Origin of the sequence: Streptacidiphilus sp. P02-A3a (genome assembly GCF_014084105.1) — a bacterium.
In the GTDB taxonomy this organism is placed as follows: domain Bacteria; phylum Actinomycetota; class Actinomycetes; order Streptomycetales; family Streptomycetaceae; genus Streptacidiphilus.
The window spans coordinates 2,377,960-2,397,271 of sequence record NZ_CP048289.1 but is presented as its reverse complement, the minus strand read 5'-3'; the positions used below and the strand labels follow the sequence as shown (position 1 = coordinate 2,397,271).

Annotated in this window: 14 protein-coding genes; 8 read left to right on the top strand and 6 right to left on the bottom strand. The window is 73.5% G+C overall.

Features of this window, described 5'->3' with window-relative positions; genetic code table 11:
- Positions 1 to 10 precede the first annotated feature (10 nt).
- The 5 genes from GXP74_RS41425 to GXP74_RS10690 all read left to right on the top strand — a co-directional run bounded on the left by GXP74_RS41425 (position 11) and on the right by GXP74_RS10690 (position 4,008).
- A complete protein-coding gene (locus GXP74_RS41425) occupies positions 11 to 142 on the top strand; it encodes a hypothetical protein (RefSeq protein WP_255528292.1) in 132 nt (43 codons plus the stop codon).
- A gap of 99 nt (positions 143 to 241) precedes the next feature.
- Positions 242 to 1,390 (top strand): aliphatic sulfonate ABC transporter substrate-binding protein, encoded by a 1,149-nt coding sequence (locus GXP74_RS10705; RefSeq protein WP_182451257.1) that lies wholly within the window; start codon positions 242 to 244, stop codon positions 1,388 to 1,390.
- Positions 1,391 to 1,491: 101 nt separating this feature from the next.
- Positions 1,492 to 2,310: an ABC transporter ATP-binding protein gene (locus tag GXP74_RS10700; protein ID WP_182451256.1), complete on the top strand. Its 819-nt coding sequence runs from the start codon at positions 1,492 to 1,494 to the stop codon at positions 2,308 to 2,310.
- The gene (locus tag GXP74_RS10695; RefSeq protein ID WP_182451255.1) at positions 2,297 to 3,205 is read left to right on the top strand and encodes an ABC transporter permease; all 909 of its coding nucleotides are present in this window, start codon (positions 2,297 to 2,299) and stop codon (positions 3,203 to 3,205) included. Before GXP74_RS10700 ends, GXP74_RS10695 begins: the two co-directional genes overlap by 14 nt.
- Positions 3,202 to 4,008 carry a sirohydrochlorin chelatase gene (locus GXP74_RS10690; RefSeq protein ID WP_182451254.1) on the top strand — a complete coding sequence of 269 codons (807 nt, stop codon included), beginning with the start codon at positions 3,202 to 3,204 and terminating at the stop codon, positions 4,006 to 4,008. The genes GXP74_RS10695 and GXP74_RS10690 overlap by 4 nt, the downstream gene beginning before the upstream one ends.
- A gap of 128 nt (positions 4,009 to 4,136) precedes the next feature.
- Here the strand turns inward: GXP74_RS10690 and GXP74_RS10685 are convergent, their stop codons facing one another.
- From GXP74_RS10685 to GXP74_RS10670, 4 genes are all read right to left on the bottom strand, one after another.
- The gene (locus GXP74_RS10685) at positions 4,137 to 5,327 is read right to left on the bottom strand and encodes a PASTA domain-containing protein (RefSeq protein WP_182451253.1); all 1,191 of its coding nucleotides are present in this window, start codon (positions 5,325 to 5,327) and stop codon (positions 4,137 to 4,139) included.
- A 278-nt stretch (positions 5,328 to 5,605) separates the two neighbouring features.
- Positions 5,606 to 7,789 carry an MMPL family transporter gene (locus tag GXP74_RS10680; RefSeq protein WP_182451252.1) on the bottom strand — a complete coding sequence of 728 codons (2,184 nt, stop codon included), beginning with the start codon at positions 7,787 to 7,789 and terminating at the stop codon, positions 5,606 to 5,608.
- A gap of 420 nt (positions 7,790 to 8,209) precedes the next feature.
- Positions 8,210 to 8,914: an exonuclease domain-containing protein gene (locus tag GXP74_RS10675; RefSeq protein ID WP_182451251.1), complete on the bottom strand. Its 705-nt coding sequence runs from the start codon at positions 8,912 to 8,914 to the stop codon at positions 8,210 to 8,212.
- Between the two features lie 83 nt (positions 8,915 to 8,997).
- On the bottom strand, positions 8,998 to 10,233 hold the full coding sequence (locus GXP74_RS10670) for an SAV2148 family HEPN domain-containing protein (RefSeq protein ID WP_182451250.1): 1,236 nt from the start codon (positions 10,231 to 10,233) through the stop codon (positions 8,998 to 9,000).
- A 362-nt stretch (positions 10,234 to 10,595) separates the two neighbouring features.
- Between GXP74_RS10670 and glgX the strand changes: the two genes are divergently transcribed.
- The 3 genes from glgX (at position 10,596) to treZ (ending at position 17,005) form a co-directional block, all read left to right on the top strand.
- Positions 10,596 to 12,812, top strand: coding sequence for a glycogen debranching protein GlgX (gene glgX / locus GXP74_RS10665; RefSeq protein ID WP_182451249.1), 2,217 nt, complete (start codon positions 10,596 to 10,598; stop codon positions 12,810 to 12,812).
- Between the two features lie 31 nt (positions 12,813 to 12,843).
- A complete protein-coding gene (gene treY / locus GXP74_RS10660; RefSeq protein WP_182451248.1) occupies positions 12,844 to 15,132 on the top strand; it encodes a malto-oligosyltrehalose synthase in 2,289 nt (762 codons plus the stop codon).
- A gap of 97 nt (positions 15,133 to 15,229) precedes the next feature.
- On the top strand, positions 15,230 to 17,005 hold the full coding sequence (gene treZ, locus GXP74_RS10655; RefSeq protein ID WP_182451247.1) for a malto-oligosyltrehalose trehalohydrolase: 1,776 nt from the start codon (positions 15,230 to 15,232) through the stop codon (positions 17,003 to 17,005).
- 16 nt (positions 17,006 to 17,021) lie between these two features.
- On the opposite strand, the gene GXP74_RS10650 is transcribed toward treZ, so the two are convergent.
- Positions 17,022 to 18,419, bottom strand: coding sequence for a nucleobase:cation symporter-2 family protein (locus GXP74_RS10650; protein WP_225447846.1), 1,398 nt, complete (start codon positions 18,417 to 18,419; stop codon positions 17,022 to 17,024).
- 258 nt (positions 18,420 to 18,677) lie between these two features.
- Positions 18,678 to 19,277 carry a dephospho-CoA kinase gene (coaE, locus tag GXP74_RS10645; protein ID WP_182451246.1) on the bottom strand — a complete coding sequence of 200 codons (600 nt, stop codon included), beginning with the start codon at positions 19,275 to 19,277 and terminating at the stop codon, positions 18,678 to 18,680.
- Between the last annotated feature and the right edge of the window lie 35 nt (positions 19,278 to 19,312).

Below are 19,312 nucleotides of genomic sequence, written 5' to 3'. Positions count from 1 at the left end.
GACCGGGATCATGGCGAAGGGAACCACGACGATGGGCGGCGAGGCCTTCTCCCGCATGGCGAAGGAAGGCGGGCGTGTCGGCAGCGGCGCGCTCGGCGCGGGCCAGGGCGGCATCGGCCGCTGTCGCCCGGTGGACTGCTGACGGTTCTGACCAACTGTCACCGGGCTTGTACCGCGGCCCGGTTCGAGGCTCCACAACTCTACCTTCCGACACTCTCATCGACGTGAGGACTTTCCTGCCATGACTGCGTCCACGACCAACTCCCCCCTGCGCGTGCGGGCCAGACGTACCGTCAGCATCGCGGCCGCTGGACTGGCCGCCGTCGGCCTGCTCAGCGCCTGCGGCGGATACGGCTCCAAGGCCACTAGCAGCGCCACCACCGCCGCTCCGGCGGCGAGCGGGGGGTCGTCGGCCGCGTCCGCGCTGTCGGCGAGCACCGTGCGGATCGGGTACTACGCGAACCTCACCCACGCGACCCCGCTGATCGGCATCGAGAACGGCCAGTTCCAGAAGGAGCTGGGCGGCACCGCGATCAAGACGCAGATCTTCAACGCCGGACCGGCCGAGATCGAGGCGCTGAACGCGGGCGCCATCGACATCGCCTGGATCGGCCCCTCGGCCGCGATCACCGGCTACACCCAGTCCCACGGCGCCTCGCTGAAGATCATCGCCGGGGCCACCACCGGCGGCGCCGAACTGGTGGTCAACCCGAAGAAGGTCACCTCGGTCGCGGACCTCAAGGGCAAGAAGATAGCCACCCCGCAGCTGGGCAACACCCAGGACGTGGCGCTGCTGTACTACCTCCAGACGCACGGCTTCAAGGAGAACGCGGAGAGCGGCGCGGGCGACGTCTCGGTGCTGCGGATCGACAACGCGACCACCCCCACCGCCTTCGCCTCCGGCCAGATCGACGGCGCCTGGGTGCCCGAGCCCACCGCGTCCAAGCTCGTCGCCGAGGGCGGCAAGATCCTCATCGACGAGCGCACCCTGTGGCCCCAGGGGCAGTTCGCCACCACCAACGTGATCGTCTCGCAGTCGTTCCTGACCGCGCACCCGGACGTGGTCAAGGCCGTGCTGAAGGCCTCGGTCGACACCAACGCCTGGATCGTCGCCAACCCGGCCCAGGCCAAGACCGACGCCAACGCCGCACTCAAGCAGCTCAGCGGCAAGGCCCTGTCCACGAAGGTGCTGAACTCCGCCTGGAGTGAGCTCGCGGTCACCAACGACCCGCTGGCCTCCACGCTGCAGACCGAGGCCCAGCACGCGGTCACCGCGGGGCTGCTGAAGGCCCCCGACCTGAGCGGGATCTACGACCTCACCCCGCTCAACCAGATCCTCACCGCCGACGGCCAGACGACCGTCTCCGCCGACGGGCTCGGCCAGCAGTAGCAGCCCGTCCGCCCAGTACTCCGGTGCCCGCCCCGGTCCACGTCGATGCCCAGTCACACGGACCGGGGCGGGCCCCGGAACAACGCCAAGGAGGTGTCCGGATGTCTCCGGCAGTCACCCAGCAACCGGCCGAGGACACCCTCGGCAGCGTCCAGCCCGCGGTCACCCTCGACCACGTCTCCAAGTCCTTCGGCCGGAGCGGCAACCCGGTCCTGGACGACATCAGCCTCAGCGTCGCCCCGGGCGAGTTCGTCTGCCTGCTCGGCGCCTCCGGCTGCGGCAAGTCGACCCTGCTGAACCTGGTCGCCGACCTGGACCAGCCCACCAGCGGCAGCATCACCGTCCCCGGCGGCCGGGCCGCGCTGATGTTCCAGGAGCACGCGCTCTTCCCCTGGCTCACCGCCGGCCGCAACATCGAACTGGCGCTCCAGCTGCGCGGCCTGGGGCGCGCCGAGCGCCGGGCCGAGGCCGAGCGGCTGCTCGAACTGGTCCGCCTCGGCGGCGCGCACAACAAGCGGGTGCACGAGCTCTCCGGCGGCATGCGCCAGCGCGTGGCCCTGGCCCGGGCGCTGGCCCAGGACGCCAACGTGCTGCTGATGGACGAGCCCTTCGCCGCGCTGGACGCGATCACCCGCGACGTCCTGCACGAGGAGCTGACCCGCATCTGGGCCGACGCCAACCAGTCCTCCGGCTCCGCCGGGCAGGGCCTGTCGGTCCTGTTCGTCACGCACAACGTCCGCGAGGCCGTGCGGCTCGCCCAGCGCGTGGTGCTGCTCTCGTCCCGCCCCGGGCGGATCGCCCGCGAATGGCGGATCGACCTGCCGCAGCCGCGCCGCATCGAGTCCGCGGGTGTCGCGGACCTCTCCGTCGAGATCACCGAGCAGCTCCGTGGGGAGATCCGCCGCCATGTCCAGCACTGAGACTTCCGCCGTCCCGACCACCGCCGAGACGCAGAGCTCCGACGTCGCCGAGCTCGGCGCGGGCCTGGACGCGCTGGAGACGCAGGACGTCGAACGCGCCTCCATCGGCCGGGTCCTGCTCACCAAGGCCGTCCCGCCGCTGGTGGCCGTGATCATCGTGCTGCTGCTGTGGGAGGGCGCCTGCCTGGCCCACCTCAAGCCCTCGTACCTGCTGCCGAGCCCGCTGGCGGTCTGGGACAGCCTGTACGACCAGTGGCTCCAGGGCACCATCCTGAACACCATCTGGACCTCGCTCTCGCGCGGGATCCTCGGCTTCCTGGCGTCCGTGGTCATCGGCACGCCGATCGGGCTGCTGGTCTCCCGGGTCAAGGTCGTCCGCGCCGCGATCGGCCCGATCCTGTCCGGGCTGCAGTCCATCCCGTCGGTCGCCTGGGTGCCCGCCGCGGTCATCTGGTTCGGCCTCAGCAACGCCACCATCTACGCCGTGGTGCTGCTCGGCGCCGTGCCCTCGATCGCCAACGGACTGGTCGCCGGTGTCGACCAGGTGCAGCCGCTGTACCTGCGCGCCGGGCGTACGCTGGGAGCGACCGGGTTGCGCGGCATCTGGTTCGTCCTGCTGCCCGCCGCCATGCCCGGCTACGTCGCCGGTCTCAAGCAGGGCTGGGCCTTCGCCTGGCGCTCGCTGATGGCCGCCGAACTGATCGCCAGCTCCCCGGCCCTGGGCATCGGCCTGGGGCAGGCCCTGGAGAACGCCCGGGAGATGCAGGACATGCCGACCGTGCTCGCCACCATCTTCCTGATCCTGCTCGTCGGCATCGGCATCGAACTGCTCTGCTTCGCGCCGATCGAGCGCCGGGTGCTGCGCTCGCGCGGCCTGCTGGTGGCCCGTCGATGACCCGCCGCCCGCGGTCGGCCCCGAGCCCCGGAACGCTGCTGCTGGTCGCCCACGGCAGTCGTGACCCGCGCCACGCGGCGACGGTCACCGACCTCGCCGCGCGGGTGCGCGCGCTGCGTCCCGGGCTCCCGGTCACCGTGGGCTACCTGGACCACTGCGCGCCTCGGATCGACCAGGCGGTGGACCGGCTGGAGGGCCCGGTCACCGCGCTGCCGCTGCTGCTGGGGCGGGCCTTCCACGCCAAGAGCGACATCCCCGGGGCGCTCGCGGCGGCCGCCGCGCGCAACCCCCGGGCGACGGTCCGCCAGGGCGCGGTACTGGGCCCCTCCCCGCTGCTGCTGGACGCCCTGGGCCGCCGCCTGGCCGAGGCGGGCGTCCGCCCGGAGCCGGGCACCGGGGTGGTGCTGGCCGCCGCCGGGTCCTCCGACGCGGCGGCCAACACCGTCACCCGGCAGGTCGCCGCCGACCTGGAGCGCGCCCACGGCTGGGACGCGGTGGAGGTCGCGCACGCCTCGGCCGCCCCGCCCCGGGTGGCCGACGCCGTCGCGGCGCTGCGGGCGCGCGGCGCGCGCCGGATCGCGGTCGCGCCCTACCTGCTCGCCCCCGGCCTGCTGCCGGACCGGATCGCGGCCGAGGCCGCGGCCGCCGGGGCGGACGCCCTGGCCGCCCCGCTCGGCGCCGCCCCGGAACTCGCCCGGCTGCTGCTGCACCGGTACGACCGGGCGCGCGCGGACCAGGCCCGGGCCGACCGCCGCGCCGACCGCCTCGACGCGCCGATCAGCGCACTCGGCCTCAGCGCCTGACCCGGGAGCCGCCCGCGGCGGGAGGCCGGAGCGGCTGCTGGAGCTGCGGGCCGAGCTGCGGCGGCGGGCGCGGTGGGTGGACCGGACGCTGACCCGACTGGAATCCCGCCGACCGGCACCGTCCGGGTTCAGCCGCCCGGCGGGCCGCTCCCGGCGGGTCCCGCGTCCGGTCCCGCTGGAGGTGTCGCTGGCGGTGTCGCGCTCAGCGACGACGACGACGGCGGCGGGGAGGGCAGCGACGGGACGGACGGCGAGGGCGACGGCGAGGGTCCGGCCGAGGCCGGGGAGCCGCTGGACACGGTCAGGGTGACCGCGCTGCCCGGGGCCACCGGCGTCCCGGCCGCCGGGGCCTGGGCGAGCACCGTGCCCGGCGCCGCCGTGGCCGAGGGCGCGGCGGTGACCGCCACCGCCAGACCGCAGCGACCGCCGTCGTCCGCCCTGAGCCGGAGCAGCGCCGCGATCGCGGCGGCCTGCCGGTCCCCGGTCAGCGTCGGCAGCGCGCAGCTCGGAGCGCCCAGCGACACCGTCAGCAGCACCGCCGCGCGCAGCCCGACCCGGGTCCCGGGCAGCGGCTGCTCGCTGATCACGTCCCCGGCCGGAACGGTGGCCGAGCGGGCCCCGAACCGGGCCACCGACAGCGCGCAGCCGGTCCGGTGGTCGTCCGCGACCAGCGCGCGCAGCCGTCCGAGCAGGGCGCTGGCGCTGCCGTCGGCGGGCGGCAGGGTGCACAGCGGCGGGCTCAGCGCCCGGGTACCCGGCGCCGGGACAGCCGCCGGGCCGGACGCCGGGACCGGGCCGCTGGAGTAGACCAGGGTGACCTCGGTGCCGCAGGGCCGGACCGTGCCCGCCGCCGGGCTCTGCGAGAGGGTGCCGCCGAGCGGGACCCCGCCGGAGTGCTCCGCGACGTCCACCCCCGGGAACCCGGCGGCCAGCAGCGCCCGGGAGGAGGCCGGGTAGCGCAGCCGGGAGACGTCCGGGACGGCGGCGGCGCCGGTGCAGCCGGTGGGCGTCGGCGCCGCCCCGGGGGTGCTGCGCACCGCCCCGACCAGCGGCAGGACCGCGACCGCCACCACCCCGCCGGGGCCCGTGGCCGGGGCTCCGGCGGTGACCCCCGGGCTGCCCGCGCCGTCGCCGTAGGGCACCAGCGGCGACCGGACCGGCACCGTCCTCCCGCCCGCCGCCACGGTCAGCGCGCCGAACGCCAACCCGGCGACCAGCAGCGCGCCGAGCGCGGTGGCCAGCGGTCGCCGCGGCGGCAGCGGCTCAGCTGCCCGCCGACCGTGTCCCCGGCATCGTCCCCACCGTCCCCGCCACCCCACGCGGCGCGGCGGCCTCCCGTCGTCAGGTGCCCCGCACAGCTGGCATTCGCTCATGGCGGCTTCCCCCCGCGCCCCACGCCCGGCCCTTCCCCCGATGCCTGAGGAGGCTACCCCGTTCCTCTCAACGCACTCTCAGATCAACAGCTTTCGTGAATATCGACCCGTGCATGACAGCACTCGTGAACGAACACCCCGTGGACGAACAGCTCGCGGACGACGAAAGGGCGGGGCCCGGGTACGCGTGCGCGTACCCGGGCCCCGCCCGCCGACCCGGTCGGCTAGTTGCGCGTCGGGTCCAGCTCGGAGATCTTGCCGTCCTCGGGGAAGTGCCCCGCGACGACCCGGCTCTCACCGTGGCCGCTGTCCCCCTGGTTCCGGTCGGCGTGACCGGGCCACCAGGCCGCGTGCCCTATCAGCGCGGTCAGCGCCGGGGTGAAGAACATCGCCATCACGAACGCGGCCATCACGATGCCGAAGCTGATCGAGAAGCCCAGCTCGCTGAAGAGGCTGTTCCCGGCCAGCATCATGCTGGCGAAGGTCCCGGCCAGGATCGCCCCGGCCGAGGCGACGGTCGGCCCGGCGTGCCGGATGGCCTGCCCGGCGGCCTCACGCGGGCTGCGTCCGGCCCTGGCCTCCTCCCGGAGCCGGGAGATCATCAGGATGTTGTAGTCCGTACCGATCGCCACCACGAACAGGTAGACGAACACCGGTAGCAGGAACATCAGCCCGGCCTGGTTCTGCAGATGCTGGAATATCAGCACGGTGGCACCGATGGTCGCGGCGAAGCCGAGTCCGACCGAGGCCATCAGGTACCAGGGCGCGACCACACTGCGCAGCATCAGCGCCAGGATCAGCATGATCAGGATCCCGGCGACCGGGAACACCACCGAGTAGTCGTGGTTGATCGCCTTGTTGATGTCCACGTAGACGGCGGTCTCACCGCCGACCAGTGCCTTGGTGCCGTCCGGCGCGTTCGCGTGCGCCACGTCACGGAGCTGCTTGACCGTGTTCATGGCCTGCTCGCTCTCGGGGTTCGCACTCAGCGTCACCGAGATGTCAGCAGTGTCGGCCTTCTTGTCGTACACCGCCGGCGTGACCGCGGCCACCCCGGGGACGGTCTGCAGCTTCTGCTCCAGCGTGGCGACCGCCCCGTGGTCGACCGGGGATCCGTTGACCGTGCTGAGGAAGACCCCGGCGGGCGCGCCGGAACCGGCGCTGAACGCGCTGGCCAGCGTGTTCTGGACGACCATCGACTCCTCGGTCTTCGGCATGGAGGCCGAGGCGAAGTCGAAGCTGGCCTTGTAGCCGGTGGCGACCGTGGCGAGCGCGATCATCAGCAGACCGGCGACCGCGGCCACCGCGGCCGGACGGCGCTGCACGACCCGGCCCACAGCGGTGAACTTCGAGCCAGTGGGCTCGACGGACCAGCGCTTGGACGGGGCGAACAGCCACCGCGGCGGGATCAGCGAGAAGACGGCCGGCATCAGGGTGAGTCCGGCGATCAGGGTGACGGCGACCGAGATCGCCAGCGCCGGGCCCATCTGCTTGAGGAAGGAGACCGAGGACAGGGTGAGCGCCAGGAAGGCGATGATGACGGCACCGGCGGCGGAGGCGATGGCCTCGCCGACCCGGCCGACCGCCGTGATCATGGCTTCCTTGTGGTCGTCACCCGCCCGCAGCCGTTCCCGGTAGCGGAACATCAGGAAGAGGATGTAGTCGGTGCCGACGCCGAACAGCACGATGATCAACAGACTGGAGACCGTGCTGTTGGACTGCAGGCTCAGCAGTTTGGTGATGTCGTTGATGAGGCCGTTGGCGGCGAGCATCACGATCGCGATCAGCAGCAGTGGCAGCAGGGCCATCAGTGGCGCCCGGAAGATGATGAGCATCGCCACGATGATCACCAGGAAGGTGCCGAGGAAGATTATCTCCCCCCCGGTCTTGGAGGAGTTCTGCTGGTCCAGCGCCGACGCGGCGTTGCCGCCGAGCTTGGCCTCCAGGTCGGTGCCCTGCACCAGTTGCTTCACGTCGGCGCGCAGCGTCTGCGCGGCGGTGTTCTGCGAGGGCTGACCGGTGTCCGCGGAGTTCATCTTGACCAGGGCCAGGTCGTACTTGCCGTCCTTGGAGTACATCCCCGGGATGACGGCCTGCACCTGGTCGATCTTCTTCTGGCCCAGCTCCGTGGTGACCTGGCTGATCAGGGCCTTGTCCGCAGCGGTGAACGGCTGGCCGTCGGCGCGCTGGAACAGCACCTCCGCGGCCGGGGTGAAGGCCGCCGGGAAGGCGTCCTGCTGGAGGTTCATCGCCTGGATGGACTCGTAGCTGGTGGGCAGGAAGCTGCTCTCGTTGCTGTTGGACGCCAGCGCCGGAGCGGTCAGGAAGATCACGACGGCCGCGACGATCCACGTCACGATCGTCCAGATCGGGTGTCGGACGACGGTGCGCCCTATCCGATGGAACATACGGGTGAGCCTCCAGGGCAGAGATCACCCCACCCCCGCGTCAGTGCATGGGCAGCGCGATCGGACCGACGATCTAGCCGGTCGGCAAGTAAGTTTAGTGTCAGCATCTTAGGAAATTCACTAGCCGGTCGGCAAGTCAATACCTCGGCCCGTAGTACTCCCCTGGCCGCGTGGATCTGACGGTCACCATCTTCGCCCAGCCGCGAAGCCCGGCACCTCGTCCCCGGGGTGGAGCTGTCTCCCCCTCAGGACGGAGACGACCCCGGAGCAGGACTAAGGGAAACCCCTGAGCAGGCCGCCCCGCCCGGGCGGGCGCCCGCCGACGGCCCCGGCACCGGCCCGGCCGCCGACCGGTTCCGCCCGCCGCGCCGACCCGTGTGTGCTTCGCCACACCCCCTGGCGCGCGGGTCGGCCGCCGTCCTAGCGCGCGGGCCAGCCGCCGTCCACCACCGCGGCCGGGTCCTTGCTCCGGCGCAGCCAGCGCTGCAGGTCGGCCGCCCAGTCGCGGTACCAGTCGACCTGGCGGTCGTGCAGCGCGGCCGGGTCGAGCTCGCCGACCTGCGCCGGGTAGGACCGGCCCAGCGCGATGGCCACCCGCAGCGCCGCCAGCGCGTCGTTCCCGGCCCGGTGCGCCCCGGCCAGCTCCACCCCGTATATACCGCAGGCGCTCTGCAGCGTGCGCGAGCCCTTGCGGTACTTGTCCACGGCGCGGTCTATCACCAGCGGGTCCAGCACCGGGCCCGGCGCGGCCCCGCCCAGCCGGTCCGCCAGCGAGGCCAGGCCGTACCGGGCCAGCTCGGCGTCGAGCAGGCTCAGGTCGAAGGGCGCGTTGAAGACCACCACCGGGACGCCGTCCCGCCAGTGGGTGCACAGCGCGGCGGCGACCTCGTCGGCGACCTCGGCCACCGGGCGTCCCTCGGCCACCGCGCGTTCGGTGCTGACGCCGTGGATGGCGGCGGCCTCGGCCGGGATCGGCACGCCCGGGTTCGCGAGCCAGCCGCGCTCGCGGACCACCTCCCCGCCCTTGGCCTCCACCAGCGCGGCGGTGACGATGCGGGACTCGGCCGGGACCGTCCCCGTGGTCTCCAGGTCGAATCCGACCAGGGTGTCGTTCAGCCAGCTCATGTCGTACGGTCCTCTCGTCCTGTGGCGTGCCCCATCATCCCGTGCACCACTGACAACAGGGCCGGGGGCTGCGCGGGGACGGTTCAGGACACCGGACGCGAGTCGGCCCAGACCCCCTCGAACTCCTCCTGGTAGACCTGGAACAGCCCGGGCTCCGGCGCGCGGCCGGAGACGATCGGCCCCGGTGCGCCCCCGCGCACCACCAGCGCCGGCGACTCCATCCCGCGCGCCCGGCGCAGGTACGGCTGGACCACGCCGAGCCCGTCCGGGCCGTCGCCGTCCACCAGGTAGGCGGTGCAGCGCGGGAGTTCGTCGTAGACCCGGATCTCGAACGCCCCGGCGTCGCGCAGCCGCGCGCGGACCCGGCGGACGTGCATGATGTTGGTCTCCACCGCCTTGGCCAGCTCGCCGCGGCCGATCCCCAGCTCCCGCTCGCGGCGGCGGACCGCGCTGCTGGCCGGGTTGAGGAAGAGCAGCCGGATCCGGCAGCCGGAGTCGGCCAGGCCGACCAGCCGCCGCCCGGTGAAGTTCTGGCAGAGCAGGCTGAGGCTGATCCCGAGCGCGTCCAGTCGGCGCGCGCCCGCCAGCAGGTCCTCCACCGGCAGGTCCCGCTGTAGTCGGACCCGGTCCGCGTGCACCCCGATCACGTCCGCGTAGCGGTCGCCGACCAGCTCCTCGACCACGTCCACCGGCGCGCGCAGCCCGGGCAGGTCCGAGCCGCCGTCGAGCAGCCGCAGCAGCCGGGCGGACGCCCGCTCGGCCTGGGCCAGCACGTTCTCGGACAGCGCCCGGTTCCGGGAGACCACGTGCCGGGCGACCTCCAGCTCGTCCAGCGCCAGCTCGACGTCGCGCCGGTCGCTCAGGAAGGGCTCGAAGCAGGGCCAGTGCTGCACCATCAGCTCGCGCAGCTGCGGCAGCGTCAGGAAGACCACCAGGCTGTCGTCGTCCGGGTCGAGCAGGTAGCCCTTGCGGCGGCTGACCTCGCGGACCGCCCCGGCCCGCTGCACCCACTCCTCCCCGGCCGGACCGGCGGCGGCGATCACCCAGTCCTCGCCGTGCACCGGCTCGTAGACCGGGCGCAGCACCTCGGCGACGACCGAGCGCAGCCGCTGCTCGACCAGGTTCAGCCAGACGTAGGCGCGTCCGGCCCGGCGGACCCGTACCCGGGCCTCGTCCCAGGCGGCGGCGGGCCAGGCGAGGGTCGGTTCCAACGGCCCCGGCTGGTGCGGCGCGGTCCGGCCGGAGCCGGTCCGGGCGACGAGCGTCGGGGCCTCGCCCCGCGCTGTGCCTCCTGCGGCACCCCCGTCGGGGACGACCATCCCGGACCTCACCATCCTCGCGCTGCTCGGCCTGCCCCTCCCGCTGGCTGAACGGGGGCGCGTCCACAACGTACCCTGTCGGGGCGTCGACAGTAGGCCATCCGGGTGACTCCGGACGATCAAGCGTACTTCGCCCGCCCGTCGCGCGCAGCAGATCGGCACGCGGTTGCCGGTGCGTCACGGACCGTCTACGGGAGTGCCGTTCGGGCGACTCGCCGAGGGAATCCCGTCCGGCGCACCCCCGCGGTGCGAGACGATGCAGGGGCGTGCGGTGCCGTCCGTGGACGGAGGGCGCACATGGGCCACTGCGGGCCCGGGCATGCATACGGGACGCCGACGCTGGTTGGAAGTGGTGGAGGACGATGCAGGTCTGGCCGGGACATCCCTATCCCCTGGGCGCGACGTACGACGGCGCCGGGACCAACTTCGCGGTCTTCTCGGAGGTGGCGGAGCGGATAGAGCTGTGCCTCCTCGGCGACGACGGCTCGGAGACGTCGGTGGAGCTGCGGGAGAAGGACGCCTTCGTGCGCCACGTCTACCTGCCCGGGATCCAGCCCGGGCAGCGCTACGGCTTCCGGGTGCACGGCCCGTACAAGCCGCAGAACGGCGACCGCTGCAACGCGGCGAAGCTGCTGCTCGACCCCTACGCCAAGGCGATAAGCGGTTCGGTCGACTGGGACGAGTCGGTGTACGGCTACCACTTCGACGAGCCCGGGCGGCGCAACGACCTGGACTCCGCCCCGCACACCATGGCCTCGGTGGTGATCAACCCCTTCTTCGACTGGGGCAACGACCGCCCGCCGCGCACCGAGTACCACCACACGGTCCTGTACGAGGCCCAGGTCAAGGGTCTGACGTATCTTCACCCGGGCATTCCCGAGGAGATCCGGGGCACCTACGCGGGCATCGCGCACCCGGCGGTGATCGAGCACCTGGCCCGGCTCGGGGTGACCGCGCTGGAGCTGATGCCCGTACACCAGTTCGTCCATGACCACCGGTTGGTGGACCTGGGGCTGCGCAACTACTGGGGCTACAACACCATCGGCTTCTTCGCCCCGCACGGCGCCTACTCCGCCACCGGGGACCGGGGCCAGCAGGTGCAGGAGTTCAAGTCCATGGTGAAGGCGCTGCACGCGGCCGGGATCGAGGTGATCCTGGACGTGGTCTACAACCACACCGCCGAGGGCAACCACCTGGGCCCGACGCTGGCCTTCCGCGGGCTGGACAACTCCGCCTACTACCGGCTGGCCGACGACCGCCGCTACTACGAGGACACCACCGGCACCGGCAACAGCCTGCTGATGCGCAGCCCGCACGTGCTCCAGCTGATCATGGACTCGCTGCGCTACTGGGTCACCGAGATGCACGTCGACGGCTTCCGCTTCGACCTCGCGGCCACCCTGGCCCGGCAGTTCCACGAGGTGGACCGGCTCTCCTCGTTCTTCGACCTGGTCCAGCAGGACCCGGTGGTCTCCCAGACCAAGCTGATCGCCGAGCCCTGGGACGTCGGCGAGGGCGGCTACCAGGTCGGGAACTTCCCGCCGCTGTGGACCGAGTGGAACGGCCAGTACCGGGACACCGTGCGCGACCTGTGGCGCGGCGAGAACGCGGCGCTGGCCGAGTTCGGCTCCCGGCTGACCGGCTCCTCCGACCTGTACCAGGACGACGGCCGCCGCCCGATCGCCTCCATCAACTTCGTCACCTGCCACGACGGCTTCACCCTGCGCGACCTGGTCTCCTACAACGACAAGCACAACGACGCCAACCACGAGCAGAACCGCGACGGCGAGAGCCACAACCGCTCCTGGAACTGCGGGGTGGAGGGCGAGACCGACGACCCGGGGGTGCTCGCGCTGCGCGCCCGCCAGCAGCGCAACTTCATCGCCACGCTGATGCTCTCCCAGGGCGTGCCGATGCTCTCCCACGGCGACGAGTTCGGCCGCACCCAGCACGGCAACAACAACGCCTACTGCCAGGACAGCGAGCTCTCCTGGGTGCACTGGCCCGCGTTCGCCTCGCACGCCGCCGCCTCGCACGCCTCGGCGCACTCCTCCGCGCACGGGTCGGCCCAGGGCCCGACCCCGGTCGGCGCGCCGCCGCCGCTGGACGACGACGACCCGGTGGCGCAGCTGCTGGAGTTCACCCGGCACATGGTCTGGCTGCGCCGGGACCACCCGGTGTTCCGCCGCCGCCGGTTCTTCCACGGCCGCCCGGTCTCCGGCACCCACGACGACCTCACCGACATCGCCTGGTTCACCGCCGGCGGTGAGGAGATGACCGACCAGGACTGGCGGGCCTCCTTCGCCAAGTCGCTGATCGTGTTCCTCAACGGCTACGCCATCTCCGAACCCGACACCCGGGGCGAGCGGATCACCGACGACTCCTTCCTGCTGCTGTTCAACGCCGGCTGGGAACCGCTGGACTTCAACGTCCCGCTGAACCACGGCAAGGAGTGGCAGGTGATCGTGGACACCGCCCAGCCCTGGCCGCTGCTCCCCGGCGCCGGGGCCAAGGTCAGGGCCGGCGACGTGCTGCACCTGACGGACCGCTCGATGATGGTTCTGCAGCGTCCGGCGTGACGCGGGGGGTGCCACGGGGTAGGCGTAAGCCATGACCGCCGCACCCGTGAACGTCCCGACGGCCAGCTACCGGCTCCAGCTGCAACCCGGCTTCGGCTTCGCCGAGGCCGGGTCGGCCGTGCCCTACCTGGCCCGCCTCGGCGTCTCCCACCTGCACCTGTCCCCGGTGCTCCAGGCCGTGCCGGGGTCGACCCACGGCTACGACGTGGTCGACCACGGCCGGATCAGCGAGGAGCTGGGCGGCGAGGCCGGGCTGCGCGCGCTCAGCGCCACCGCCCGGGCGCACGGGCTCGGGCTGATCGTCGACACCGTGCCGAACCACATGGCCGCCCCCGGCCGGGCGAGCCTGAACCACGCCTGGTGGGAGCTGCTGCGCGAGGGACCGCGGTCGCCCTACGCGCACTGGTTCGACGTGGACTGGTCGGCGCAGGACGGGCGGGTGCTGCTGCCGGTGCTCGGCGACCGGCTGGAGGCCGAGCTGCCCCGGCTGCGGGTGGAGCCCGGCGAGCCGCCGGTGCTGCGCTACTACGACCAGGTGCTGCCGCTGCGCCCGGGCACCGAGACGCTGCCGCTGCCGGAGCTGCTGGAGCGGCAGTGGTACCGGCTGGCCTGGTGGCGGCTGGCCCGCAGCGAACTGAACTACCGTCGCTTCTTCACCGTCTCCGGCCTGGTCGGGCTGCGGGTCGAGGACGAGCGGGTGTTCGCCGCCACCCACGGGCTGCTGCTGCGGCTGTACCGCGAGGGCGTGCTCCAGGGCTTCCGGATCGACCACCCGGACGGCCTGGCCGACCCGCGCGGCTACCTGCGGCGGCTGGCCGAGGCGACCGGCGGCGCCTATGTCGCGGTGGAGAAGATCCTCACCGGCGCCGAGTGGCTGCCCGCCGACTGGGCCTGCGCCGGGACCACCGGCTACGACGCGCTGCGCCGGATCGACGGGGTGCTCACCGACCGCGCGGGCACGCGGGCGGTGGCCGCCGTCTACGCCGACCACCTGGGCGCCGCCCCGGTGCCGGACGCCGACGCCTGCGCCCGGGAGGGCCGCACCGAGATGGTCGCTCCGCAGGGCGAGCTGGCCGCCGAGGTGAACCGGCTGGCCCGGGTCGCCGCCGGGACCGACGCGGAGGTCCCGCGCGCCGACATCGCCGCCACCCTGGCCGCCTACCCGGTGTACCGCCCCTACCCGGTGCCCGGCGAGCCCGCCGACCCGGCCGACGCCGAGCGGCTGGCCGCCGCCGCGGCCTCCGCCGAGCTGCTGGATCTCGCCCTGGGACGGCGCGGGCGCGGCCCGGCCGAGGACGAGTTCCGGGTCCGGCTGGCGCAGACCGCCTCCGCCGTCGCCGCCAAGGGCGTCGAGGACACCGCCTTCTACCGCCGCTACCCGTTGCTGTCGCTGAACGAGGTCGGCGGCGACCCGGCCCGCCCCGGCCTGGAGCCCGCCGAGTTCCACGACTACTGCGAGCGGATGCAGCGGGACTGGCCGTCCGCGATGACCGTGCTGTCCACCCACGACACCAAGCGCAGCGCCGACGCCCGGGCCCGGTTGGCGGTCCTGGCCGAGCTGCCCGAGCTGTGGCGGAGCGAACTGGCCGACTGGACCGCGCTGTCGGAGCACCCGCTCGACCCGCACACCGGCTACCTGCTGTGGCAGACCGCGCTCGCCGCCTGGCCGGTCGACGGCGACCGGCTGGCCGCCGCGGTGCTGAAGTCGGTCCGCGAGGCCAAGCTGCGCACCACCTGGACCGAGCCCGACGAGGAGTACGAGCAGGCGGTGGAGCGGGCGGCCCGGGCCGTCCCGGAGACCCCGGCGCTGGCCGGGCGGATCGCCGCGCTGGTGCGGCGGCTGGCGCCGTACGAGCGGGTCAACACGCTCTCCGGCACGCTGCTGCACCTGACCATGCCCGGCGTCCCCGACCTCTACCAGGGCAGCGAGTTCCCGCTGCACACCCTGGTCGATCCGGACAACCGGCGGATCGTGGAGTTCGGCGCGACCCCGGCCCCGGGCACCCTGGCCGCCGAGAAGCTGCACGTCACCACGGTCGCGCTGGGGCTGCGCCGGGAGCGCCCGCTCGGCGGCTACACGGCCCTGCCCGGGGACGCCCACCTGCTCGGCTACCGGCGCGGCGAGGACGTGCTGGCGCTGGCCACCCGGCTGCCGCACGGCCTGGAGCGGCGCGGCGGCTGGCAGGACCGCGCGCTCGACCTGCCCGAGGGCAGCTGGACCGACCTGCTGACCGGGCGCGACCGCCTCAGCGGCCGGGTGCCCGTGGCCGAGCTGCTGTCCGCCCTCCCGGTCGCCCTGCTGACCCGCACCAGCCGCTGACCCGACCCGCCCCCGAAGCCCGACCGACCCCGACCGACCCCCGCAGCCCCGACCGACCCCGACCGACCCCGACCCCGACCGTACGGCAGGGAGCCCGATGCCGCCCCGTGACCCCGTCCGCCGCTTCGAACTGTGGGCTCCGGCCGCCCGCGACACCGTCGAACTGGAGGTGGACGGCACCGGCCACCGCATGCGCCGCGACCCCGACCGCCCCGGCTGGTGGCTGGCGGACGTCCCGGCCGATCCGGGCCGCAGCCGCTACGGCTTCCGGCTCGACACCGACCCGGCACTGCTGCCCGACCCGCGCTCGGCCCGCCAGCCGGACGGCCCCGACGGCCGCTCGCAGCTGGTCGACCACGACGCCTTCGACTGGACCGCCGCGCCGACCGGCCGCCGGGTGCCCGGCGGCGTGCTGTACGAGCTGCACGTCGGCACCTTCACCGCCGAGGGCACCTTCGACGCCGCCGCCGACCGGCTCGACCACCTGGTCGCGCTGGGCGTGGACACCGTCGAGCTGATGCCGGTCTGCCCCTTCCCGGGCGAACGCGGCTGGGGCTACGACGGCGTGTCACTGTGGGCGGTGCACGAGCCCTACGGCGGCCCGGACGGGCTCAAGCGCTTCGTCGACGCGGCCCACCGGGCGGGCCTGAACGTGGTACTGGACGTGGTGCACAACCACCTCGGCCCGTCCGGCAACTACCTGCCGCGGTTCGGCCCGTACTTCACCGACCGGCACCAGACCCCCTGGGGCTCGGCGGTGAACCTGGACGCCCCCGGCTCCGACGAGGTCCGCGACTACCTGGTCGGCAGCGCCCTGGCCTGGCTCCGCGACTACCGTCTCGACGGGCTGCGGCTGGACGCGGTGCACGCGCTGGTCGACACCCGGGCGCTGCACTTCCTGGAGCAGCTGGCCGCCGCCGTCGACGAACTGGCCGCCGCGAGCGGCCGCCCGCTGGCGCTGATCGGCGAGTCCGACCTGAACGACCCCCGGCTGACCACCCCGCGCCCGGCGGGCGGCCTCGGCCTGGCCGCCCAGTGGAGCGACGACCTCCACCACTGCCTGCACGCCGCCCTGACCGGCGAGTCCCAGGGCTACTACGGGGACTTCGCGGTCAGCCCGCTGGCGGGCCTGGCGAAGACCCTCGGCGGGGGCTGGTTCCACGACGGCAGCTGGTCCTCGTTCCGGGAGCGGAGCCACGGCCGCCCGCTGGACCCGGCACGCACCCCCGGGCACCGGCTGCTCGGCTACCTGCAGACGCACGACCAGATCGGCAACCGGGCGGTCGGGGACCGGATCTCGGCCGGGCTGGACCCCGGCCTGCTCGCCGCCGGGGCGGCGCTGGTGCTGACCGCGCCGTTCACCCCGATGCTCTTCATGGGCGAGGAGTGGGGCGCGCGCACCCCCTGGCAGTTCTTCACCGACCACCAGGACCCGGGCCTGGCCCAGGCCGTCCGCGAGGGGCGGCGCGGCGAGTTCGCCGCGCACGGCTGGGCCCCGCTGGACGTCCCCGACCCGCAGGACCGGGCGACCTTCCTGGCCTCGAAGCTGGACTGGACCGAGCCCGGACGCGAACCGCACGCCGCCCTGCTGGACTGGTACCGGACGCTGCTGGCGGTGCGCCGCGCGCACCCCGGGCTGTACGGCGACGACCTGACCCTGGTCCGGGTCGAGTACGACGAGCGGCAACGCTGGCTGGTGCTGCACCGGGGCCGCTACCGCACCGCCGTCAACCTCGCCGACGAGCCGCGCACCGTGCCGCTCGGCGCGGCCCCGGAGCGGCCCCTGGCCGCCTGGGGCGACCCGGTCCCGACCGGGTCGGCGGTGCTGCTGCCGCCCCGGTCGACGGCGGTGCTGCGCACCACCGGGGACTGACATCCGGTCGACCGGGTCAACCGGCGGGTTCCAGCACCGGTTCGGGCCGCGGCGCGGGCTCCTCCGCGGCACCGCGGCCGAGGTGGTTGAACATCAGGTTCAGCAGGATGGCCACCAGGCAGCCGGCGCTGATGCCGGAGTCCATCACCGTCTGCACCGCCTGCGGGAAGGCGCTGTAGAAGTTCGGCGCGCAGATCGGCAGCACCCCGAAGCCGATGGCCACGGCCACGATCAGCAGGTTGCCGTTCTGGTCGAGCCGGGCCCGGGTCAGCGTCCGGATGCCGCTGGCCGCGACCGTCCCGAACAGCGCCAGCCCGGCGCCGCCGAGCACCGGCTGGGGCACCACGTTCACCACCGCCCCGGCCACCGGGAACAGCCCGAGCAGCACCAGCACCAGGCCGCTGGTGGCGACCACGAACCGGCTGCGGATCCCGGTCAGCGCCACCAGGCCGATGTTCTGGGCGAAGGCGGTCGCGGTGAAGCCGTTCAGCAGCGCGGCGACGGCGGTGGCCGCGCCGTCCGCGCGCAGCCCGGCGGTGATCACCGCCTGGTCGGCGGGCCGGTCGACGATCTCCCCGAGCGCCAGCATGTCGGCGGTGCTCTCGGTCATCGACACCAGCATCACGATCAGCATCGAGATGATCGCGGCGACCTGGAACTGCGGCGCGCCGAAGTGGAACGGCGAGGGCACCGCGAACACCGGGACGTGCGAGAACTGGCCGAAGTCGGTCCTGCCGAGCGGGATCGCGGCCAGGGTGCCGACCAGCAGCCCGAGCAGGATCGAGATGCTGCGCAGGAAGCCACTGAGGAAACGATTCAGCAGGAGCACCACGGCCAGGGTGATCCCGGCCAGGCCGATGTCGGACACCGAGCCGAAGTCCCGGGCGCCCGGGTCGCCGCCCTCGGCCCAGTTGGCGGCGACCGGGAACAGCGACAGGCCGATCAGGGTGATCACGGTGCCGCTGACCACCGGCGGGAAGAAGCGGTTGAGCCGGCCGAAGTACGGCGCGGCGAAGAACGCGGCGACCCCGGCGACCAGGATGCCGCCGTAGATCACCGGCAGCGCCTGCCCCGGGTGCGCGGTCTTGGCCACGGCCACCATCGGGGCGACCCCGGCGAAGGAGATGCCGTTGACGAACGGCAGCCGGGAGCCGACCTTCCAGATCCCGAGGGTCTGCAGCAGCGTCGCCAGCCCCGAGGTCAGCAGCGCCGCGCCGATCAGCACGGTCAGGTCGGCGGTGCTGAGGCCGCAGGCGGCGCCGACGATCAGCGGCGGTGCCACCACCCCGGCGTACATGGCGGCTATGTGCTGCAAACCGTAGGCCAACAGCCCTGGGGCGGAAAGGAGTTCGTCCACTGGATGGACAGCGGCGGCGGCCTCGGGAACGGGCGCGGCTGGGCGTGCGGTATCCACGTTGATACCTCCGGGAGGTGCGGTGCGATCACCGACGTGCGGGAAGGTGCTGCGGAACCGGCGGGCAGGGGACGGCCTGCGGGCAGGGCGGAGCGGTGCCGGACGGCGACCGGCGGGCTCGCGGAGTATGGGTGGTTCCGCGATCCGGGAATTATTTTTCGCTTGCAGGAAACGTAGGACCGTCCAACATCAACGTCAACAGATTGTTGACCAGTTTGTCGGTTCCTACATACGCTTCCGACACCTTCCCCTGCGGCGCTAGCCCGCCGCCCTCACCAGCAGCCGCTCCCACAGCGACCGCACCTGCGGCTCCAGCCGCTCCAGCGGCCCCTCGTTGTCCAGCACCACGTCGGCCACCGCCAGCCGGTCCGCCCGGGTGGCCTGCGCCGCCAACCGGGCCCGGGCCTCCCGCTCCTCCATGCCGCGCAGCCGCACCAGCCGCTCGACCCGGGTCTCGTCGGCCGCGTCGACGACCACCACCAGCTCGTACAGCTCGGCCAGGCCGTTCTCGGCCAGTAGCGGGACGTCGTGCACCACCACGTCACCGGGCCCGGCCTGTGCCTCCAGCTCGGCCGAGCGGTCCCGTACCAGCGGGTGCACGATGGCGTTCAGCCGGGCCAGCCGGGCCGGGTCGGCGAAGACGATCCCGCCGAGCCTGGGCCGGTCCAGCGAGCCGTCGGCCCGCAGCACCTCCGGGCCGAACTCGGCCGCCACCGCCGCCAGCCCGGGCGTCCCGGGGGCGACCACCTCGCGGGCGATCAGGTCCGAGTCCACCACCACCGCGCCGTAGGAGGCGAGCAGTCGCGACACCTCGCTCTTGCCCGCGCCGATGCCACCCGTGAGTCCGACCTTCAGCATGGCGGCAGCATAGCCGCCGCACCTCCGCCGTGGTT

Coding starts and splice junctions, on each gene's coding strand:
- GXP74_RS10675 (WP_182451251.1), bottom strand. CDS start 8,914: ATGAGCTGGCTGAACGACACCCTGGTCGGATTCGACCTGGAGACCACG.
- GXP74_RS10670 (WP_182451250.1), bottom strand. CDS start 10,233: ATGGTCGTCCCCGACGGGGGTGCCGCAGGAGGCACAGCGCGGGGCGAG.
- GXP74_RS10680 (WP_182451252.1), bottom strand. CDS start 7,789: ATGTTCCATCGGATAGGGCGCACCGTCGTCCGACACCCGATCTGGACG.
- GXP74_RS10700 (WP_182451256.1), top strand. CDS start 1,492: ATGTCTCCGGCAGTCACCCAGCAACCGGCCGAGGACACCCTCGGCAGC.
- treZ (WP_182451247.1), top strand. CDS start 15,230: ATGCCGCCCCGTGACCCCGTCCGCCGCTTCGAACTGTGGGCTCCGGCC.
- glgX (WP_182451249.1), top strand. CDS start 10,596: ATGCAGGTCTGGCCGGGACATCCCTATCCCCTGGGCGCGACGTACGAC.
- GXP74_RS41425 (WP_255528292.1), top strand. CDS start 11: ATGGCGAAGGGAACCACGACGATGGGCGGCGAGGCCTTCTCCCGCATG.
- GXP74_RS10705 (WP_182451257.1), top strand. CDS start 242: ATGACTGCGTCCACGACCAACTCCCCCCTGCGCGTGCGGGCCAGACGT.
- GXP74_RS10690 (WP_182451254.1), top strand. CDS start 3,202: ATGACCCGCCGCCCGCGGTCGGCCCCGAGCCCCGGAACGCTGCTGCTG.
- treY (WP_182451248.1), top strand. CDS start 12,844: ATGACCGCCGCACCCGTGAACGTCCCGACGGCCAGCTACCGGCTCCAG.
- GXP74_RS10695 (WP_182451255.1), top strand. CDS start 2,297: ATGTCCAGCACTGAGACTTCCGCCGTCCCGACCACCGCCGAGACGCAG.
- coaE (WP_182451246.1), bottom strand. CDS start 19,277: ATGCTGAAGGTCGGACTCACGGGTGGCATCGGCGCGGGCAAGAGCGAG.